Origin of the sequence: Mesorhizobium sp. 131-2-1 (genome assembly GCF_016756535.1) — a bacterium.
Lineage (GTDB): Bacteria > Pseudomonadota > Alphaproteobacteria > Rhizobiales > Rhizobiaceae > Mesorhizobium.
The window spans coordinates 1,459,586-1,475,893 of the sequence record NZ_AP023247.1; the positions used below are offsets into that span (position 1 = coordinate 1,459,586).

The following is a 16,308-nucleotide window of genomic DNA, read 5'->3' on the forward strand; positions in this document are numbered from 1 at the left end:
CCGGGAGCTTAAATGACCGTTGGGCTGCTGACAGAGGTGATCAGGAAGGCTGCGCAGGAGGTCGAGATAGATCATCTGCTTGCTGAGGAATTCTATTGCGATCCCGCTTTCGGGCAGCGGTTTTTGGCGGCGTGCGGGCTGACCTGCAACGGGTTCGAGGTACTTGCTGTCAAGCCGGAGTTTAGTTTGGCCGGAGAAGGTTTCGGCGACCTTCTCGTCGAAGGTTCCGTTTCCAGCGCGCGTGTCGGTCTTTTAATTGAGGACAAGATCACGGCAGGCCCAGCTGTGAGGCAGGCCCTTCGTTATAGGGCTTTTGCAGAGCAGATGCGCTCCAATCGGTGGGACATAGTCTGGACGATCCTCGCCGCCCCTGACGCCTACCGTGGCGAACGCGAGCTATACGATGCAACTGTCAGCTTAGAGAAGGTCGCGGAACTGATGACCGGCTCCGACCTGGCGCGACTGACCTACCGGCGGGGCATTATCCACCGCGCTCTACAAAAATCAAAAGCTACCGGCGTTCAGGTGCCAGATGCTCGGCTGCACCAACTCAAAAAGGAGTATCTCGAACACATTGTTGAACAATGCCTAGCTCGCAATCTGCCATTCGTATTTCCAAAGCTGCGTGACAGCTACTTCGATGGCGACAGTTGGATAGCGCCCATTGCGGATGCGCGATTGCCAGCGCACGTAAAGCTGCGGCACAGGCTCTGGATCTCGGTCGCTAAATCCGTTGGCCAAATTGATCTCATTTCATCGCCAGCGACAGAACTGGATAGGAAATGGTTCGCGGATGCTCGCCCCGACGGTGCGCTTTTCTCGCGCTACTCGGAACACAAAGGGGTTCAGATATCTGTTTCGCTACCTGAAATGCGGCAGGCTTCCGGCTTTAGCAAGGAAATAGCGGCGGAAGCCATTTTGTTGATGGACGCGCTGACCAAATGGTATCTTCAACTCAGATAAGAAGGTAGCGCTGAAGCACCTGCGTAGGCCCCATCCTGGCCCCGGCTTCCGGTGTGGACAATCGGTCAGATATCGGGCCATTCCTGTGAAATCGTGATATCCCGGTCCAAAGGGTGATTTGCTTCGCGGCAATCAGCCACATGCGTTTTAGATCGGCGGCCCCGTGCTCAATCTGCTCAGACCAGTCCCCACTTTTTCTGCGCGACCCTTCCCCCAAATCATCAAGTACATGGGTTCGAAGGCGGGGATTATCGACTTTGTCGTTGACGGGATCTCACGAGCGCATCGGGGTGGTCCAGTATGTGACCTGTTTGCAGGTGCGTGTAGTTTGTCTGGCGCAATCGGTAATCAGGTTGATGTCATCTCCAATGACATCCAGAGCTACTCCCAGACGATCGCTCATATTTACCTGCACGCCGCCTCGGGCGCGCTGAGCGGAATTGATCTCGCACTCTTTCTCAAGGAGGCGAAAAAGCTTGTAGGTGAAGCGATCCGTGATCTTCCAAGTGGGCTTGACTATCCATCCCACACCAGTTTGGAGGAATTCAACAAGATCGAAGACCGAAATAGGCAGCTCATCGATCACCATTTTGACAGCGAGTACCACCTGTTTTTGAGATGCTACTCGGGTACGTGGTGGTCCGCCCAGCAATGCGCGTGGATTGACGCGCTGCGGGCAGTGGCGGACGATTGGTTAGCCCGCGATCGCATCGGAAACGGTGATCATGCCATACTACTCTCGTGCGTCATGCACGCGATGGCCTATACCGGACAAGGTACAGGCCACTATGCGCAGTACCGCGACGCCAAAACCGTCAGCTCCATGAAAGACATCAATATCTATCGTCAGAAATCCGTCGCCACCTATTTTGAGAGAAAACTGAGGTCTATCATCGAATGGAACACGCAGAATGTTTTGCCTCGAACCCATGAAATTACAGTTCTCGACTACTCTGATTGTTTGAAGAAATTGGATGGGGGAACCGTTTACGCCGATCCCCCATATGCTTTTGTTCATTACAGCAGGTTCTATCACGCCATCGAGACGTTCGTTCTCTATGACTACCCCGACCTTCAAATACAACGCGGAGAAGTTGTCAAAGGTCGCTACAGAGACGAGCGGCACCAATCTCCCTTCAGCATCCGTAGCTTGGTGGGCGGCGCTTTTACAACCATGTTTGAAGGCGTTAGAGGATCCGGGGCTAATTTGGTTCTAAGCTACAGCAACGCTGCGCTTCTGGACCTGGACACGATGATTGAGTTGGCTCATCTGGCACTCGGCGCTGCCTATGATATCGAGATATTCAGACGCGATCACCGGCACATGACCATGGGTAGGAAGGCTGACCGCAACCGTGACGTAGAAGAAACCCTTCTACTAGCGATGCAACGCTAATCTAATATTCCTTTGATACAGTTTTTTTGGACCGATCCACCTGCCTGTAGTAGACTGGGATGCCAATCGACCTGAGGTGTTTTAGGTAGAGTTCGCCATCCCTGGTGATGCTAGCTTCCGACGCTACGACCATCTTAGTTGCGCGAGCGGCTGACGGCCAGTAAGTGTATTCGATAAGTTGGGATAAAGCTTGGCGCAAGCACTTTTTTATAGATGGAGATGTTTTAATCTCATAAAATTCATAAGTAACGCCAACCTTCACGACCAAATCGATAGTAGTCGAGCTACCCGTGCTCAGCTCGGTTCCGACATTGGCCTTTCCATGCGCAGCCACAAGGACAGCGTATAAAACCGACTGGATCTCATTGTGAAGCAGTCGGGCAGAGGCGGCACGAGTGCTGCGTCTTGCAATGGTGCCGGTCTTTCTGTCGGTATGCCCGGCATGGAAGCGGAAAGGCGAAATAGCCTCTTCATTTGCATCTTTAGTGTCGGGAAGTTCGTCGTCCTGCGGGACAACTTTCCCGGAGATTGTAAGCCAGCGGCGAAAATCCGCCTCCGAGCAAGAAAGCACTTTGTGGAAGTTAAAGCGGACACACTCGTCAATCAGTGACGGCGAACCGTTCCAGCCCGCCTCACTCAATTTTATCGAGAATAGTTGCGCAGCGAGATCGCCAAGTTGCGGATTGGCAAGCAGACCGCGAAGATCGTAAGCAACGGAATTCACTTGAGCTGCAGTTGCAAGCCCTAGTTCTTCGAGATCGTTCTTGAAATTAGTGAACGCTTTGCCGCCCCCCAGGGCTGCCCTGAGGATGGTCCCCTTTCCGTCTGCGGTGCCCCCATTTACTAACGCGTCTATTAGTGTGTGATGGCTAAACGCGATCCCGAGGAACACAAGATGCCGAAGGGTATCCGACCCCCGGCGCTTTGCTTCGGCCCAGATCCCAGGGAGTTTGTCTCCAGCGAATGCAGACAGAATTTTCCTAGCTTGAGCCCTGTCAATTCTGATCCCGCTATGTTTGTCCCAAGTGTTTTTCAGAACATCGTCAACCGGAAACTTCTCTAGAAGTGAACGGACCTTATGCGCGCCGTGTTTCGTTAACGAGACACTTAGCCTGGTTAGATCAGTCATCGCGGCCCACCCTGTTGACCATCACACTGCCGACTACGCAGACAGCGCCCATAGCCCCGCTCGCTCTGCCTCTGTAAGGCGGGGGAGATCGCTTGATGGGCGTTCGATCCAGCTCACACGATCAAAGCCCCCTCCCAATGCAGCCTCTAGATCAGTTACGGCTAACTCTATCGGCAACCAGAGGTCACTTAGCGAGGCTGGCGGTGCATTTGGGGGCCAAAAACCGCGCTCATGCCCAACGCGTTCCCAAACGAAACTCATGTGGTTGAAGAAATCGATACCGACCTCCCGAAATGAGCTTGCGACCAATTGAGTTGAAATTCGGAGCAGAATTGCCGAACGACAAACTACCGATAGGTGCGGCGCTGGTTCCGAGATATCCAACGCTCGTTGAATGATCATATGGTCATCCGGCTCGACGCGGCGAGCAAGAAAGTCAAAGGATATCCGCCTCCTGACATCGTCGGGCAAAGATTGATACTGCTGCTCTCTGAGGTGAATTGGATCGCCGCCAACTGCAGCGATTTCCAATTCAATAGCTATCCTGAGGAGATGACGATCTAGATCGCCCTCGTTTGGCGCGAAGGCTCGCCAGAAAGAGGTAATAACTTCCGCCTCTCGGCCTGGATCCACCGAGATGTTGGTTAGAAACGTCGGGCCGTAACTTGAGCTGTTCCTGGTATTTCGATCCCTACTTCCCTGCGCTAAGTCGAAGCCTAACTTACCGAAGAGGTCTTGCCCCACAAAATTGAACCCCGGACTTGCAAAAAACGCAGCTAGGCAGTCCGAGATGGAGTGACCAAAACAGGTCATGGCTTCGGCAACATTGTTGCGCACCGCCAGATTTTGAGCCCATGCCTGTAAAATCAGCCAAGTGTCAGTGTGGGTGCCAAACTGAGCGTCCAAATGAGTAACGGCACCTCCAGCGCTGATCACGCAGGAATAGCGATCAAATACGCCAATGCCATGAACCGCCAGCATCGCCAGTGCGGCTCGTAGCTCAGCGTAGTAAGCCAAATGTCTCACACGGTGCGGATCACCAGCGGCGCAGGCTGCGAGTGACCGAGCCAAATAGCTCCATCCATCTAGGCAATGAAGTATTCCACGCGAGAACGTAAGCTCCTGGATCTGGTCTGCAGCCAAATTGCGAAAGGTTGTTCTGTCAGATACAATTCCTGGTTGGCCGAGAACAATCCCAGTTTGAAAAGGGTGTCCCTGGCTAAGGAAGTCTCCAGACCCGCCAGCTGCAAACCTATTGATGTACGCCTCGAACCCCGCTTTGCCGCATTGCTGAAGCCGGTTCAAATCATCCGGGGAAAGCGTCATCTACCACCTGCGAGCCTTGCAGCTACCTGCTTCAGTTCGCCATCACGTTGGGCGATGAAACGAAGCACCTCGTCTCGCAATAGTGCGTATCCACCGGACCCTCTAAAGGCTGCAGCTCTCAAACGCTGCTCCGTAGAGAGTTCGGGCATTTGAGACGACCGCCAATCGAACTCCGCTATCGACCTGCTCAGCGCCTCAATATGAGCCTCTAGCGGGGTCCCCTCCAAGTCTTCTATCAACTGAGTTATTGTGGATTGATCCGCGAATTCCCCAGGTGCGCTGTAGCTGTCAGCTATGTCGAAGTCATCACGGTTTGACGTCGCGAGTGCAAAGAGGATATCGTTTGCAACTGCTAGGACAGCTCGTACACCTTGCTCCTGGTTGAGCATTGTGAACGGGCCAAGGAAGGCTTCTACACCTGCGGGACGAAGCCCAAGTTCAAGTTCGAGATCAGATGCGAACGACCGGATCCATTCTGCATCGCCGTTCTCCACAGCAGCTGCTACTCCCTTCCACAACGCAATGAGAATTGCTGATTGTAAGGCTCGGGACCAGCGGAGCGGGCCAGCGCGGTTTAGGTCTCTGTTCGGGATATCCACACTGAACAGGCCGTTTGTCCCTCTTCCGCCGGGAGAGAGAAAGGTCGCGCTGAGAGCTCTCACCCAACCGGCCTGTGTTACCCTCGCGTCCTGCGGAGCATCCGAGCGCTTTTCGCCCAGCATGTTGATGCGATTTTGCCAGGGGCTAGCTGGATGTGTGAAAAGCACTTCCGCGAGTTCTTGGGCACGCGCCTCGCGATACACTCTTAGCTCCGATTGAGCCTCAAGCCAGTCCTGAGTACGGAGCAGGGGATAAAGGTCAAATGCGTGGCTTGGATTGATCTTTTTGGGCGAAACATTGATCGCCCAGAAAAGGTATGCTTGCCAGCCAATGTCGAGATTGTGAAAAGCAACGACCGGCAATTCGAAGTCTCCCTCCAATTCCTCCTCACCGAAGGCCCATAGTCTGTGCTGACCATCGATGATTTCAATTGGGGGCAGGGCGCTGGGCCGCCAAGTCGGATCGTCCGCTTGATACGGTAAGGTTATCCTGGTTACCGGATCGTCGGCGGAGATTGTCACCGCATCAGCGACGGCCACAGTACGATCCCTTCGCTGCACACCGGGGGCGAGGATGTTGACTACTATGGCTGTCGGAAGCCATCCGGGCTTTTTCAAGTTCTCGTTGCTTGGCGTACGCTGACGATCCGGCAATCCGCCATAGGGATAGCCGAATTTTACATACTCGCGGATTGTGTGTGACCGGCTCACCTCGAGCCCGCGCTGCAACCCTGTTGCGTCCGTAGCAGTTCGTTGACGGCGAAAGACACCGCTGAGCGCTCTCAATCGGCTAGCGGGCAACGCAAACAGGTAGGCATCTGGCTCGGGCTTAGCTCGCTGCTTCTCCGCATCGTATGTTGGATAGTCATCCCACATGGGAAGCCACTGCCGAAATCTAATTGCTGGTATCTCAACCATCTTCGCCCCTACCAGATCCCACCACGCATTCCGACTGACCGGACTATGGACAGAAGTCCTAAAGCAATACTGAACAGGGTATATTTCGGGTCCCCATCCATCACGAATAATCTCTTTTACGCACGTTACTCATCGAGGTTCAAAATTTGCCTACCTCGGTGAGGTGAAGTCTTAATAGGCGACACTAGCCAGAATAGGAGCCGACATCTTTCAACGGCATATTCTTGGCCAGTGACACGATCTTTCCGGTGTCCTGCCCCGTCGCCAGCGCAAACGTTGCGATCCGCTCGAAGAGTTCCTTCTGGTGCTTACCAACATCGTCTGCTTGAGAGAAAGTACTTAACCACGACATAATATGATGAGCAAACCGGACGGCTGCCGACATAGCATTTAGCGACACCCAATCCTTACCCTGATCTGCCTTGAATTTATCTGTGACACTCTCGTACTCCTTAGCAGTCCAAGCCATGATCTTGTGCACGTTTGCTGGCGAAACCGCTACCTTGAACGTGCCATCTGGCTGTCCGATAAAGACGTGCCCAAGAAACTCGACCTCAGAATGTAACGAGCCGCTGGATTTCTCCAGCAGCTCGAATTTACCGACCGACATCTCCTCGATCGAGGATGTCAGGGCGTTCTTGGCCTTTTGAGCCCTCTCGGGCGACTGCGCCAAAATCAGGAAATCGTCCACATAATTCAGGAACCTTGCGCCCTTGGGCAGCTTCGGCTCGATCTTCGATACGAAGAAATTGGCGATTGCTGGCGAGCAGGCCGAACCCTGCGGCAAGCCGTGTTCGGCGATGAGAGATATATATTGATTGAGAGTTTCCTGTAGGGGTGTTTCCTCCTTACTCAGCTTCTGGCCATGCAGTTGGTAGTGCTTTCCTAAAGCCACATGTTCGGTCACGTCTTTGGCTATCGGCAACGCCTGCATGGTAGCCTTGTGATCGAAGCTGTCAAAGAAGCTCTTGATGTCCAGCCGCACAAAATGGCCATTTCCCGTGGCATATAATTGCCTGATTTTCTTCACCGCTTCGGCTACGCCCTGTCCCCGCGTATTGTACTGGAATGGCTTGGCCTGGAACTGGGCGTTGATCATGTCAGCAACGAGCGCCTGCGCGGCCTGATGGCGCACGCCGAAATGACAAAAGTATCGATACCCGTTGCCCGACTTCTTCTTGAGGTAGACCCGGACCGGCTCGCTGATCGGCTGATAGAGCTTCAACTGGCTGGCAATTTGCTCGTATTGCGGCACCTCCAGTTTCTCGTCGTAGTCGAGCCGTTTGGCGGCACGGATCAGAGCGTCGAGCCGCACAAGTGTGGAGCCAAGGTAGGCAGCCTGTGCATTCGATGCCTTCGAAGACTTTCCCGCTGTCTTCAATTTGGCGAGAAGGTGTTCTCGGTGTTTAGCCGCTTTGGTGATGAGCGCCAGAACTTCCTTGACGGTCTGGTCCGTCACCCAGCCGTGCGGAAAATGGATATTGCCGATCCATAGAGGCTTCTGGGCCACGCCGTCCTCGTCATTGCTTTTTTGGCCGAGCGTAACGACGTTCACGGTCAAAACATTAATGATGCCGCAACGAGGAGCAGGCGGAAAAACGCAACTCAATTGCGGATTTTCATTCCTTGATCCCGTCCAACTTGGTGAGCCGTTTGGTGAGCGCGTAGATCGCCCCGTTCAGGAACTCAATCTGTTGCTCAGCCTCATGCAGCCGCTGTTCGATTGAAGATGCAACGGTTTCATCATCCAAGGTCTGTCCCTGCTCTTCGGCCCTGAAGCTCCACTCCAGGCGACGAATTATCTCACTGCTTAGCGGGCGCATGGCTGCTTCCGCACATGCTTCGATCCTCACCTTCAGTTCCACAGGCAGTCGCAACTTCAGCTGTGGGTCTGTTCGTGGGTCCGCTCGCTTCATCGGCATGCCAACCGTCCTCGCAATCATGGTGGGTTGTCTATCACACCGTTTCGGACCCACCAAGACCCAAAAGGACCCTTGTTGAACGGGTCCAATGGGGTTATTGTGGGTCCATTCTGAAACGAGAGACCTCGCCAATGCCTGTCGCAGACCTGAAAATCCGTCTGCCCGCCGACCTCAAGAAGCGACTGGCCGTTCGTGCTTCAAGTAACGACCGGTCAATGGCCGCTGAAGTTCTCAACATCCTAAAGACAGTGCTCAAGGCCGACGAGGATCAGCCTGAGGTCGCCTAGTCCAACCCAGTTCGGAACTTCGCATGAAAACCAAAACTGTAGCCAAAGTGCCTAAGCCGAAGACCGCCCATCTCAACAGCGCCAAGGCCAAGAAGGTCGCTAAGGCGGCGGTCACCGGGCATTCCGGCTTTGACTATCGCCAGATCGAAGACGCTGCCGTTCGTGAAAGAGCAGAACTTATCGCAGCCGAGATCAAAGCCAATCTTGAGACTGTCGGAAAGGCGTTCCTCGACAATGGTCGCAAGCTCTTGGCGATCAAAAACGACCTTGGCCACGGTCAGTTCCTCAGTTGGTTAGCCAGCGAGTTTGAGTGGTCGGAGCGAACCGCCAACAATTACATGAGCGTTGCGCAGCATTTTGGCGATGAGTTCCACGTTGTCAGTTATCTGCCATCACAGACGATATACCGGCTCGCTTCCAAGAGTGTTTGCCAAAAGGTGAGGACAAAGGTTATCGCTGCTGCAAAATCCGACAAGCGATTGACTGCCGATCAGGTCGAAGCCGCCCTGGGGAAGACCAAGACCGTCAAACTGCACTCTCCCCCGAAACAGATTGAGGGAGAAGTGGTCCCGAAAGCACCAGACACATCCGTCGAACCATCATCCTGTCAAAAGGCAGCAGAGAGGCTTGTGCAATTAATTGCACCGGAGAACCTGCAAGAGTTCATGCGGTTGGCGAATATCGCCGGTATTAGCCTCTCTGCAGCGTTTCTTCAGGCAGCCATAGCCGCACAAAAGTCAGCAGCGTGAGGCCGCGTTGAAGTTCGCAAAGATGCTCCAAAAGCAGATGCAAGCTAAGCAAAAGGGAAAGCTCAGCCCTGTAGCCATCAAGAAGGTTCTCAAGACGGTGCAGGGCCTTGGCCTTACCGTCAGGGGCGTGAAGGCGCGCCCGGATGGCTCGTTCTTTGTCGAAACCGGCAAGGGCGATGTGCAAAAGGCCCATGAGAACGAATGGGATGAGGTGTTGGAGCAATGAAGCGCCGCCTTCCTAAATATGTATCCGAGTTCCGCGACCGGCACGGCAAGATGCGCGTTCGGTTTCGGCGCAAAGGACAGCCGGAGTACTATCTGAAGGCGGTGCCGTGGACCCCCGCCTTCATGCAAGAATACCAGGCATGCCTTCAACAGACCGCTGCCCCGGCAGTTGTTGGTTCTAGCCTCGTGGCCGCAGGAACGATGTCGGCGCTGATCGTCGCGTTCTATGGATCGGCGGATTTCAAAAAGCTCGCCCCCAGCACGAGGAAGCAGTACCGGCACGTGATCGAGCGGTTCCGCAATAAGCATGGCGACAAACGTGTTGCTGCTATTGAGCGCAAGCACCTCAAGGCGATCATCGGAACGATGCACGGGACACCAGCCGCGGCGGATAATCTGCTAGATCGCATCAAGCAGTTGATGGGGTTTGCAGTGGACATCGGCATGCGGAAGGACAATCCGGCACTGGGGATGAAGGGCTTCAACAAGCATACCGACGGCTGGCACACATGGACCGAAGCTGAGATTGAGCAATTCGAGGAACGCCATCCTATCGGCACCAAGGCCAGACTAGCGTTGACGCTTTTGCTCTACACGACGCAACGCCGGTCGGACGTGGTGGGAATGGGCTGGCAGCACGTGACCCAAGACGGTATCGCCGTAGGTCAGCAGAAAACGCATGCACGCCTGACTATTCCAATCCATCCTACGCTTGCAAACGTACTCGACAAGACGCCACGTGAGCATCTGACGTTCCTGGTCACCGCCAAGGGAAACTCGTTTACGTCCAATGGTTTCGGCAACTGGTTTCGCGACCGATGCGACGAAGCGAGCCTTCCCCAGTGTTCGGCGCACGGACTGCGCAAGGCTGCATCACGCCGGCTTGCAGAAGATGGCAAAACCAATCAGCAGATCAAAGCGATTACAGGTCACAAGACCGACAATGAGGTTGCCAGATACACCGCAGCCGTTGATCAGAAGCGCCTTGCTCGGCAGGCATTTGGAATGGATGAGGAACAAAAACTGTCTAACCTAACCCAATAGTTAGACAGTTCCGTTCTTAAACCATTGAAAAAACACGAACCTTAGGTGGGAATGGTGATCCCGACAGGAATCGAACCTGTGACCTACAGATTAGGAATCTGCCGCTCTATCCTACTGAGCTACGGGACCACGCGGCCCGACACATAGCCGCTTCGGACCGGTTCGCCAAGAGGCGGACTGAATGCAAAATCAGCCCCCCGTCTCCCAACGCTCCCAACTCGCCTCAGGCGGCCAGTGCGGTTTCCGCGAGCTTCACCCAATAGCTCATGCCGTGCGGAATGACCTCGTCGTTGAAGTCGTAGGCCGGGTGGTGCAGGCCGGCCGTGTCGCCGTTGCCGATGAAGATGAAGGCGCCCGGCCGCGCTTCCAGCATGTAGGAGAAATCCTCGCCGCCCATCACCGGCTGGATGGCGCGGTACACCTGCGAATTGCCGGCGATATCGGCCGCGACGTCAGCGGCAAAGACCGTCTCTTCGGCATGGTTGAAGGTGACGGGATAGTTTGCATTGTAGTCGACTTCGATCGTGGCGCCGAAGGCGGTGGCCAGCCCGTCGCAGATGGCGCGGATGCGCTCCTCCGCCTTCTTGGCGACCTCCTTCTTCAGCGAGCGCACGGTGCCGGCGATCTCGGCGCTCTCGGGAATGACGTTATAGGCGTCGCCGGCGTGGAACTTCGTCACCGACACCACCACCGACTCGACCGGGTCGGTGCTGCGCGAGGCGATCGTCTGCATCGCGCTGACGAGTTGGCTGGTGATGACGATCGGATCGACGGTGCCGTGCGGCATCGCCGCGTGGCCGCCGCGCCCCTTGACGGTGATGGTGAATTCGGCCGTCGCCGCCATGATCGGGCCTGGCCTGATGGCGAACTGGCCGACGGGCAGGCCTGGCATGTTGTGCATGCCGAATACTTTGGAGATGCCGAAGCGCTCCATCATGCCGTCCTTGACCATCTCGTTGCCGCCGCCGCCGCCTTCCTCGGCAGGCTGGAAGATGACCGCGACAGAGCCTGTGAAATTGCGGGTTTCGGAGAGATATTTGGCGGCACCCAGCAGCATCGCCGTGTGGCCATCATGACCGCAGGCGTGCATCTTGCCGGGAACGGTCGAGGCATAGGGCTTGCCGGTGATCTCGCTGATGGGCAGCGCGTCCATGTCGGCGCGCAGCCCGATCGTCGTGCCGTCACCGCTGCGGCCGCGGATGATGCCGACGACGCCGGTCTTGCCAAGGCCCGTCACCACCTCGTCGCAACCGAATTCCTTCAGCTTCCCGGTCACGAATGCGGCGGTCTGGAAAACATCGAAGTTCAGCTCCGGCGTTTGGTGCAGGTGGCGGCGCCAGCCGGCGACCTCGTCTTGCATCTCGGCGGCGCGGTTCAAAATCGGCATGATGGTCCCATTTCATCGTTGGAGCAGCCAGTTGCAGCCTGCTGCATTGTAATTGTGATTGCCAGGCGCTTTGCCATGTTGACGTCACATAGGGTAAATAGCACCGCAACAATGCAGCCTGGGGAATCGAGGGCCGGGCCGCACCATGCTGGCGATCGCGTAACGAAATCTTACGGAGCCAGGGGCGACTACGGCAAGAGGCGATTTCGGATTCCATGATGCGGCACGGGCATTTCCTCAAACTATTGCTGGCCGGCGCGCTGGCCTTGCCGATGCTCGTGGGCGCCGCGCGCGCCAATCCTGTGATCCTTTTCGATCTGACGAGCGGCAAGATCATCGAGCACCAGGACGCCTTCAAGCGCTGGTATCCGGCCTCGCTGACCAAGCTGATGACCGCCTATGTGACGTTCCGGGCGATCGCCGCCGGCGAGGTCACGCTCGATTCGCCGATCAAGGTGACCAAGCATTCGGCCGGCGAGCCGCCCAGTAAGATGGGCTTCAAACCGGGCTCGGTGATGCGGCTCGACAATGCGCTGAAGATGATGCTGGTCAAATCGGCCAACGACATTGCCATGGCCGTCGGCGAGAATATCGGCGGCTCGCAGGCCGCCTTTGCCGACCGCATGAACGCCGAGGCCGCGCGTCTCGGCATGACGGGAACCCATTTCGTCAACCCGAACGGGCTCTTTTCGCCGGATCAGTACACGACCGCGCGCGATCTCGCGCTGCTGGTGACGGCGATCCGCAGCGAATTCCCGCAATACGCGCCTTGGTTCTCCATCCAGGGGCTCGCCGTCGGCAAGAAGGCCCTCCCCAACTACAATCTGCTGATCGGCCGCTATCCGGGCGCCGATGGCATGAAGACCGGATTCGTCTGTTCGTCGGGCTTCAACATGATCGGCTCGGCAACGCGCAACGGACGCACGCTGGTCGCCGTGGTGCTCGGCGAGAAATCGGCCGTCAGCCGCGCCGAGACGGCGGCCAAGCTGCTCGACCGCGGCTTTGACACGCCGGCGGCCGGCTCGACCACGCTTGCCGCGTTGCCGTCCTATGGCGATACGCTGTCGCCCAACGATTTGCATGACGAGATCTGCAAGAAGAAGACGAAGGCGGAGCAGTCGGAAGCAGCTCCCGCCGTTGCCACCAAGGATGCGCCGAAGTCGCCTTATCAGGTCAAGCTCGACCACCCGACCCTGGTCGCCGTAGGGCTCGGCGGCGCCGACGGGCCGACGCCGAAGGCAATGCTCGATCAGGCCGGTCAGGAATATGCCGATGTGCCGCTGCCGAGCTGGCGGCCCGACATTCCGGCGCCGACGGGCGCCGAACCGGCGGCAACGGGAACGGCGGCGGCCGCCGCGCAGGGCGACCAGCCGGTCAAGGTCGCGAACTAGGCTGATGGGCGGCAGCTTCCCCATTCCGGTCTCGGTGCTCACCGGCTTCCTCGGCGCCGGCAAGACGACGCTGCTCAACCGGCTGCTCAAGGACCCGGCGCTCACCGACACGGCGGTCATCATCAACGAGTTCGGCGAGGTGGCAATCGACCATCTGCTGGTCGAGCAGGCTTCCGACGGCATCATCCAGCTTTCCGACGGCTGCCTGTGCTGCACGGTGCGGGGCGAGCTGGTCGACACGCTGGCCGACCTCGTCGACCGGCTGCAGACCGGCCGCATCGCCAGGCTGGCGCGCGTCGTCGTTGAAACCACCGGGCTCGCCGATCCGGCGCCGGTGCTGCAGTCGATCATGGCGCATCCGGCGCTGGTGCAGGCCTTCCGGCTCGACGGCGTCATCACGCTGGTCGATGCGGTCAACGGCAATGCGACGCTCGACGCCCATGTCGAGGCGGTGAAGCAGGCGGCGGTCGCCGACCGCATCGTGCTGACCAAGACCGATCTCGCTAGCGATGCCGACGATGTTGCGGCGTTGCGGGTCCGGCTGCGTCAGCTCAATCCGGGCGCCGCGCTGCTTGATGCCGGCAACAGTGCGACCGGTGCCGCGGCGTTGTTCGATTGCGGGCTCTACAACCCCGAAACAAAATCCGCCGATGTGCGGCGCTGGCTCGGCGAAGCGGCCGGCCATGATCATGATCACGACGATCATCATGGCCATCACGATCACGGCGACCATCATCACGACCACGGGCACCGCCACGATTCGCGCGTGCGGTCGCATTCGCTCGTCCATGACGGCCCGGTGCCGTTCTCGGCGATCGAGATGTTCCTCGATCTGCTGCGCTCGACGCATGGCGAGAAGCTGTTGCGCATGAAGGGCGTCATCGAGCTTATGGAAGATCCATCGCGGCCGCTGGTCATCCACGGCGTGCAGAAGATCCTGCATCCGCCGGCGCGGCTGCCGGCTTGGCCGGACGGCCAGCGTGGCACCAGGCTGGTGCTGATCACGCTCGATATGCCGCAGGATTATGTCCGCCGGCTGTTCGCCGCCTTCACCAACAGACCGTCGATCGACACGCCCGACCGCGCAGCGCTGGAAGACAATCCGCTGGCCATCGCCGGACGGCGATAGTCGGTCGCGAATTTCCTAACGCCGCTTGCGGAAGGAGCGGAGATCGCGAACTCAGGCGGCGCCGCGCTCGACCAGAAAGCGATGGCCGCCGGACACTGCGGCCGTTTCGATGAGCTGATGGCCGGCGTCCGAGCAGAAGGCCGGAATGTCGATGACCGCCAGCGGATCGGTGGTTTCCAGCCAGACCAGGCTGCCCGGCCGCATCGCGGCCAGGCGCTTTTTCGCCTTGAGCACGGGGAGTGGGCAGTTCAGCCCCTTGAGGTCGTAAACGGAAACGCGCTTGGCCAAGCTCAGCCGCCGAACATGCCGAGCAGCTTTTTCTTCAGTTTCGTCACCGTGCCGTCGCCAGCATCAGCCGCTTGCGTTTCGGCCGTCGGCGCGGCCGCCTCGACGCCCGCGGTGGTGACCGGCTGCTGGGCAGCCTGCTTGGCGGCTTCCGCTTCGGCCAGTGCCTGGGCCTTGGCGGCCTCCTTGGCGGCTTTCGCAGCCTCGATGGCTGCGAGCCTCTGTTCTTCGGCCTTGCGCTTGGCTTCCTTCTCGGCGTCGAGCGCGGCCATCTTGCGGCCTGCCGGCGAATCGATACGCCCCATGCGCGCCGTCTCGGTCACCGTGCCGTCGGAATTGAGCGACGGCGGCTCGATCGGCACGCGCTCGCCACGGGCGCGGCGCTTAGACCAGTCGGAAACGATGCTGGCTTCCTTGATGCCGGCGATCGTCGGCTTGGGCGCCGGCGTGCTTGACCTGACGGCGCCGCTGAAGGCCGCGTCATAGCTGCTTTGATAGGCGTTGTAGGCGCTCTTCAGCGAATCCGGCTGCGTGGTGGCGGGGCAGGGCCCGGTCGGATCGAAGGTCGTGCCTTCAGGAGCCACCTGGTTGAAAACGTAGCGCTTTTCGCAGACGTCGACCTTCGGCGGCACCTTGGTGATCTCGAAATTGTCGTAGCCGACCTTCAGCATCTTCCAGAACTCGTAGTTCGGGTCGTTGCGGTAGCGCGCCATGTTGGCGGCGGTCATGCGGAACGGAAAGGCCTGGATCTGGAACTCGGTCTGCCCACCCTGGAAGGCATCGCGGCCGAAGGCGTAGATCTGCTCGATCTGCGGATCGGTCATCGAATAGCAGCCCGACGACGAGCAGGCGCCGTGCACCATCAAATTGGCGCCGGTGCGGCCGTTGGCGCGGTCATAGGCGTTGGGATAGCCGATATTGAAGGACAGATGGTAGTTCGAGCGCGGGTTCATCTGCGAAGGGCGAACCGTATAAAAACCTTCCGGCGCCTGGCGGTCGCCCTCGGTGTATTTGGGACCGAGCTTGCCCGACCATTTGCAGATGTCGTAGCTGGCCACCATCTCGTAGCGGCCATTGGTCTTGGCCTTCCAGATCTCCAGCTTGCCCTCTTCCTTGAAGATGCGGGCCATCACCGAAGAGGTGCGGACCATGCCCTTGGCCTTCATGTCGGCCAGGATCTTGTCCGGCAACGGCTTGTTGGCCTCCGGCGCGAAGTCCTTCATCGACGAATCGTTGCAGCCGGCGACGCCGATGGCGGCGATCAGGACTCCGGTGCGGGCAAGCTTGGCAAACATCGGTGCGGCTATGTCTTTTCTCTCGGGCAAACACCCCGGTATGGCCGGGCCGCCATGCTGAACACCCACGGACCGTAAACCCGTTAACCTTGAAAATTCCTTACCGCAAGCCCCGACCGCAAGTCTGAGCCAACCCATAGCGGCAATCCCATTGAGCCGAATGCAGCGGCATTTTTGTGGCGGAATCGTGCCCTGCCGCCACTTTGCCGTGTGGTGGCCGGCGCATTTCCAGGGCGATCAAACGTTTTGACAGATCCGGAGTT

The 16,308-nt window shown here is 57.8% G+C and carries 16 protein-coding genes and 1 tRNA gene; 8 read left to right on the forward strand and 9 right to left on the reverse strand.

What is annotated here, in order from left to right:
• Positions 1-12: 12 nt before the first annotated feature.
• The gene (locus JG743_RS07155) at positions 13-963 is read left to right on the forward strand and encodes a hypothetical protein (protein ID WP_202299103.1); all 951 of its coding nucleotides are present in this window, start codon (positions 13-15) and stop codon (positions 961-963) included.
• A 163-nt stretch (positions 964-1,126) separates the two neighbouring features.
• Positions 1,127-2,359 carry a DNA adenine methylase gene (locus tag JG743_RS07160; RefSeq protein ID WP_202299104.1) on the forward strand — a complete coding sequence of 411 codons (1,233 nt, stop codon included), beginning with the start codon at positions 1,127-1,129 and terminating at the stop codon, positions 2,357-2,359.
• A 1-nt stretch (position 2,360) separates the two neighbouring features.
• Here the strand turns inward: JG743_RS07160 and JG743_RS07165 are convergent, their stop codons facing one another.
• The 5 genes from JG743_RS07165 to JG743_RS07185 all read right to left on the reverse strand — a co-directional run bounded on the left by JG743_RS07165 (position 2,361) and on the right by JG743_RS07185 (position 8,253).
• Positions 2,361-3,488 (reverse strand): hypothetical protein, encoded by a 1,128-nt coding sequence (locus JG743_RS07165; protein ID WP_202299105.1) that lies wholly within the window; start codon positions 3,486-3,488, stop codon positions 2,361-2,363.
• Between the two features lie 33 nt (positions 3,489-3,521).
• Positions 3,522-4,814, reverse strand: a complete 1,293-nt coding sequence (locus tag JG743_RS07170) for a hypothetical protein (RefSeq protein WP_202299106.1) — start codon at positions 4,812-4,814, stop codon at positions 3,522-3,524.
• Entirely contained in the window at positions 4,811-6,289 is a 1,479-nt protein-coding gene (locus JG743_RS07175; protein ID WP_202299107.1) for a DGQHR domain-containing protein, read from the reverse strand. Before JG743_RS07175 ends, JG743_RS07170 begins: the two co-directional genes overlap by 4 nt.
• 226 nt (positions 6,290-6,515) lie before the next feature.
• On the reverse strand, positions 6,516-7,886 hold the full coding sequence (locus JG743_RS07180) for a reverse transcriptase domain-containing protein (protein ID WP_244673177.1): 1,371 nt from the start codon (positions 7,884-7,886) through the stop codon (positions 6,516-6,518).
• Positions 7,887-7,950: 64 nt separating this feature from the next.
• Positions 7,951-8,253: an Arc family DNA-binding protein gene (locus JG743_RS07185; RefSeq protein WP_202299109.1), complete on the reverse strand. Its 303-nt coding sequence runs from the start codon at positions 8,251-8,253 to the stop codon at positions 7,951-7,953.
• Between the two features lie 131 nt (positions 8,254-8,384).
• On the opposite strand from JG743_RS07185, the gene JG743_RS07190 reads away from it, so the two are divergent.
• The 4 genes from JG743_RS07190 to JG743_RS07205 are packed head-to-tail and all read left to right on the forward strand — an operon-like array spanning position 8,385 to position 10,558.
• Positions 8,385-8,540 (forward strand): FitA-like ribbon-helix-helix domain-containing protein, encoded by a 156-nt coding sequence (locus JG743_RS07190; protein ID WP_202299110.1) that lies wholly within the window; start codon positions 8,385-8,387, stop codon positions 8,538-8,540.
• Between the two features lie 23 nt (positions 8,541-8,563).
• Positions 8,564-9,289, forward strand: coding sequence for a DUF3102 domain-containing protein (locus JG743_RS07195; RefSeq protein WP_202299111.1), 726 nt, complete (start codon positions 8,564-8,566; stop codon positions 9,287-9,289).
• 7 nt (positions 9,290-9,296) lie between these two features.
• A complete protein-coding gene (locus tag JG743_RS07200) occupies positions 9,297-9,515 on the forward strand; it encodes a hypothetical protein (RefSeq protein ID WP_202299112.1) in 219 nt (72 codons plus the stop codon).
• Positions 9,512-10,558 (forward strand): site-specific integrase, encoded by a 1,047-nt coding sequence (locus JG743_RS07205; protein WP_202299113.1) that lies wholly within the window; start codon positions 9,512-9,514, stop codon positions 10,556-10,558. The genes JG743_RS07200 and JG743_RS07205 overlap by 4 nt, the downstream gene beginning before the upstream one ends.
• A gap of 52 nt (positions 10,559-10,610) precedes the next feature.
• Here JG743_RS07205 and JG743_RS07210 read toward each other — a convergent pair.
• Positions 10,611-10,687: transfer RNA gene (locus JG743_RS07210), tRNA-Arg, on the reverse strand.
• A gap of 94 nt (positions 10,688-10,781) precedes the next feature.
• Positions 10,782-11,945, reverse strand: a complete 1,164-nt coding sequence (locus tag JG743_RS07215; RefSeq protein WP_202299114.1) for a M20 aminoacylase family protein — start codon at positions 11,943-11,945, stop codon at positions 10,782-10,784.
• Between the two features lie 218 nt (positions 11,946-12,163).
• Here JG743_RS07215 and JG743_RS07220 point away from each other — a divergent pair, with 218 nt between their 5' ends.
• Positions 12,164-13,336: a D-alanyl-D-alanine carboxypeptidase family protein gene (locus JG743_RS07220; RefSeq protein WP_202302489.1), complete on the forward strand. Its 1,173-nt coding sequence runs from the start codon at positions 12,164-12,166 to the stop codon at positions 13,334-13,336.
• 4 nt (positions 13,337-13,340) lie between these two features.
• A complete protein-coding gene (locus JG743_RS07225) occupies positions 13,341-14,465 on the forward strand; it encodes a CobW family GTP-binding protein (RefSeq protein WP_202299115.1) in 1,125 nt (374 codons plus the stop codon).
• 51 nt (positions 14,466-14,516) lie between these two features.
• Here JG743_RS07225 and JG743_RS07230 read toward each other — a convergent pair whose 3' ends face one another.
• Both JG743_RS07230 and JG743_RS07235 read right to left on the reverse strand, forming a co-directional pair.
• Positions 14,517-14,753, reverse strand: a complete 237-nt coding sequence (locus tag JG743_RS07230; RefSeq protein ID WP_202299116.1) for a sulfurtransferase TusA family protein — start codon at positions 14,751-14,753, stop codon at positions 14,517-14,519.
• A gap of 2 nt (positions 14,754-14,755) precedes the next feature.
• The gene (locus JG743_RS07235; RefSeq protein WP_202299117.1) at positions 14,756-16,045 is read right to left on the reverse strand and encodes a L,D-transpeptidase family protein; all 1,290 of its coding nucleotides are present in this window, start codon (positions 16,043-16,045) and stop codon (positions 14,756-14,758) included.
• Positions 16,046-16,308: the final 263 nt, after the last annotated feature.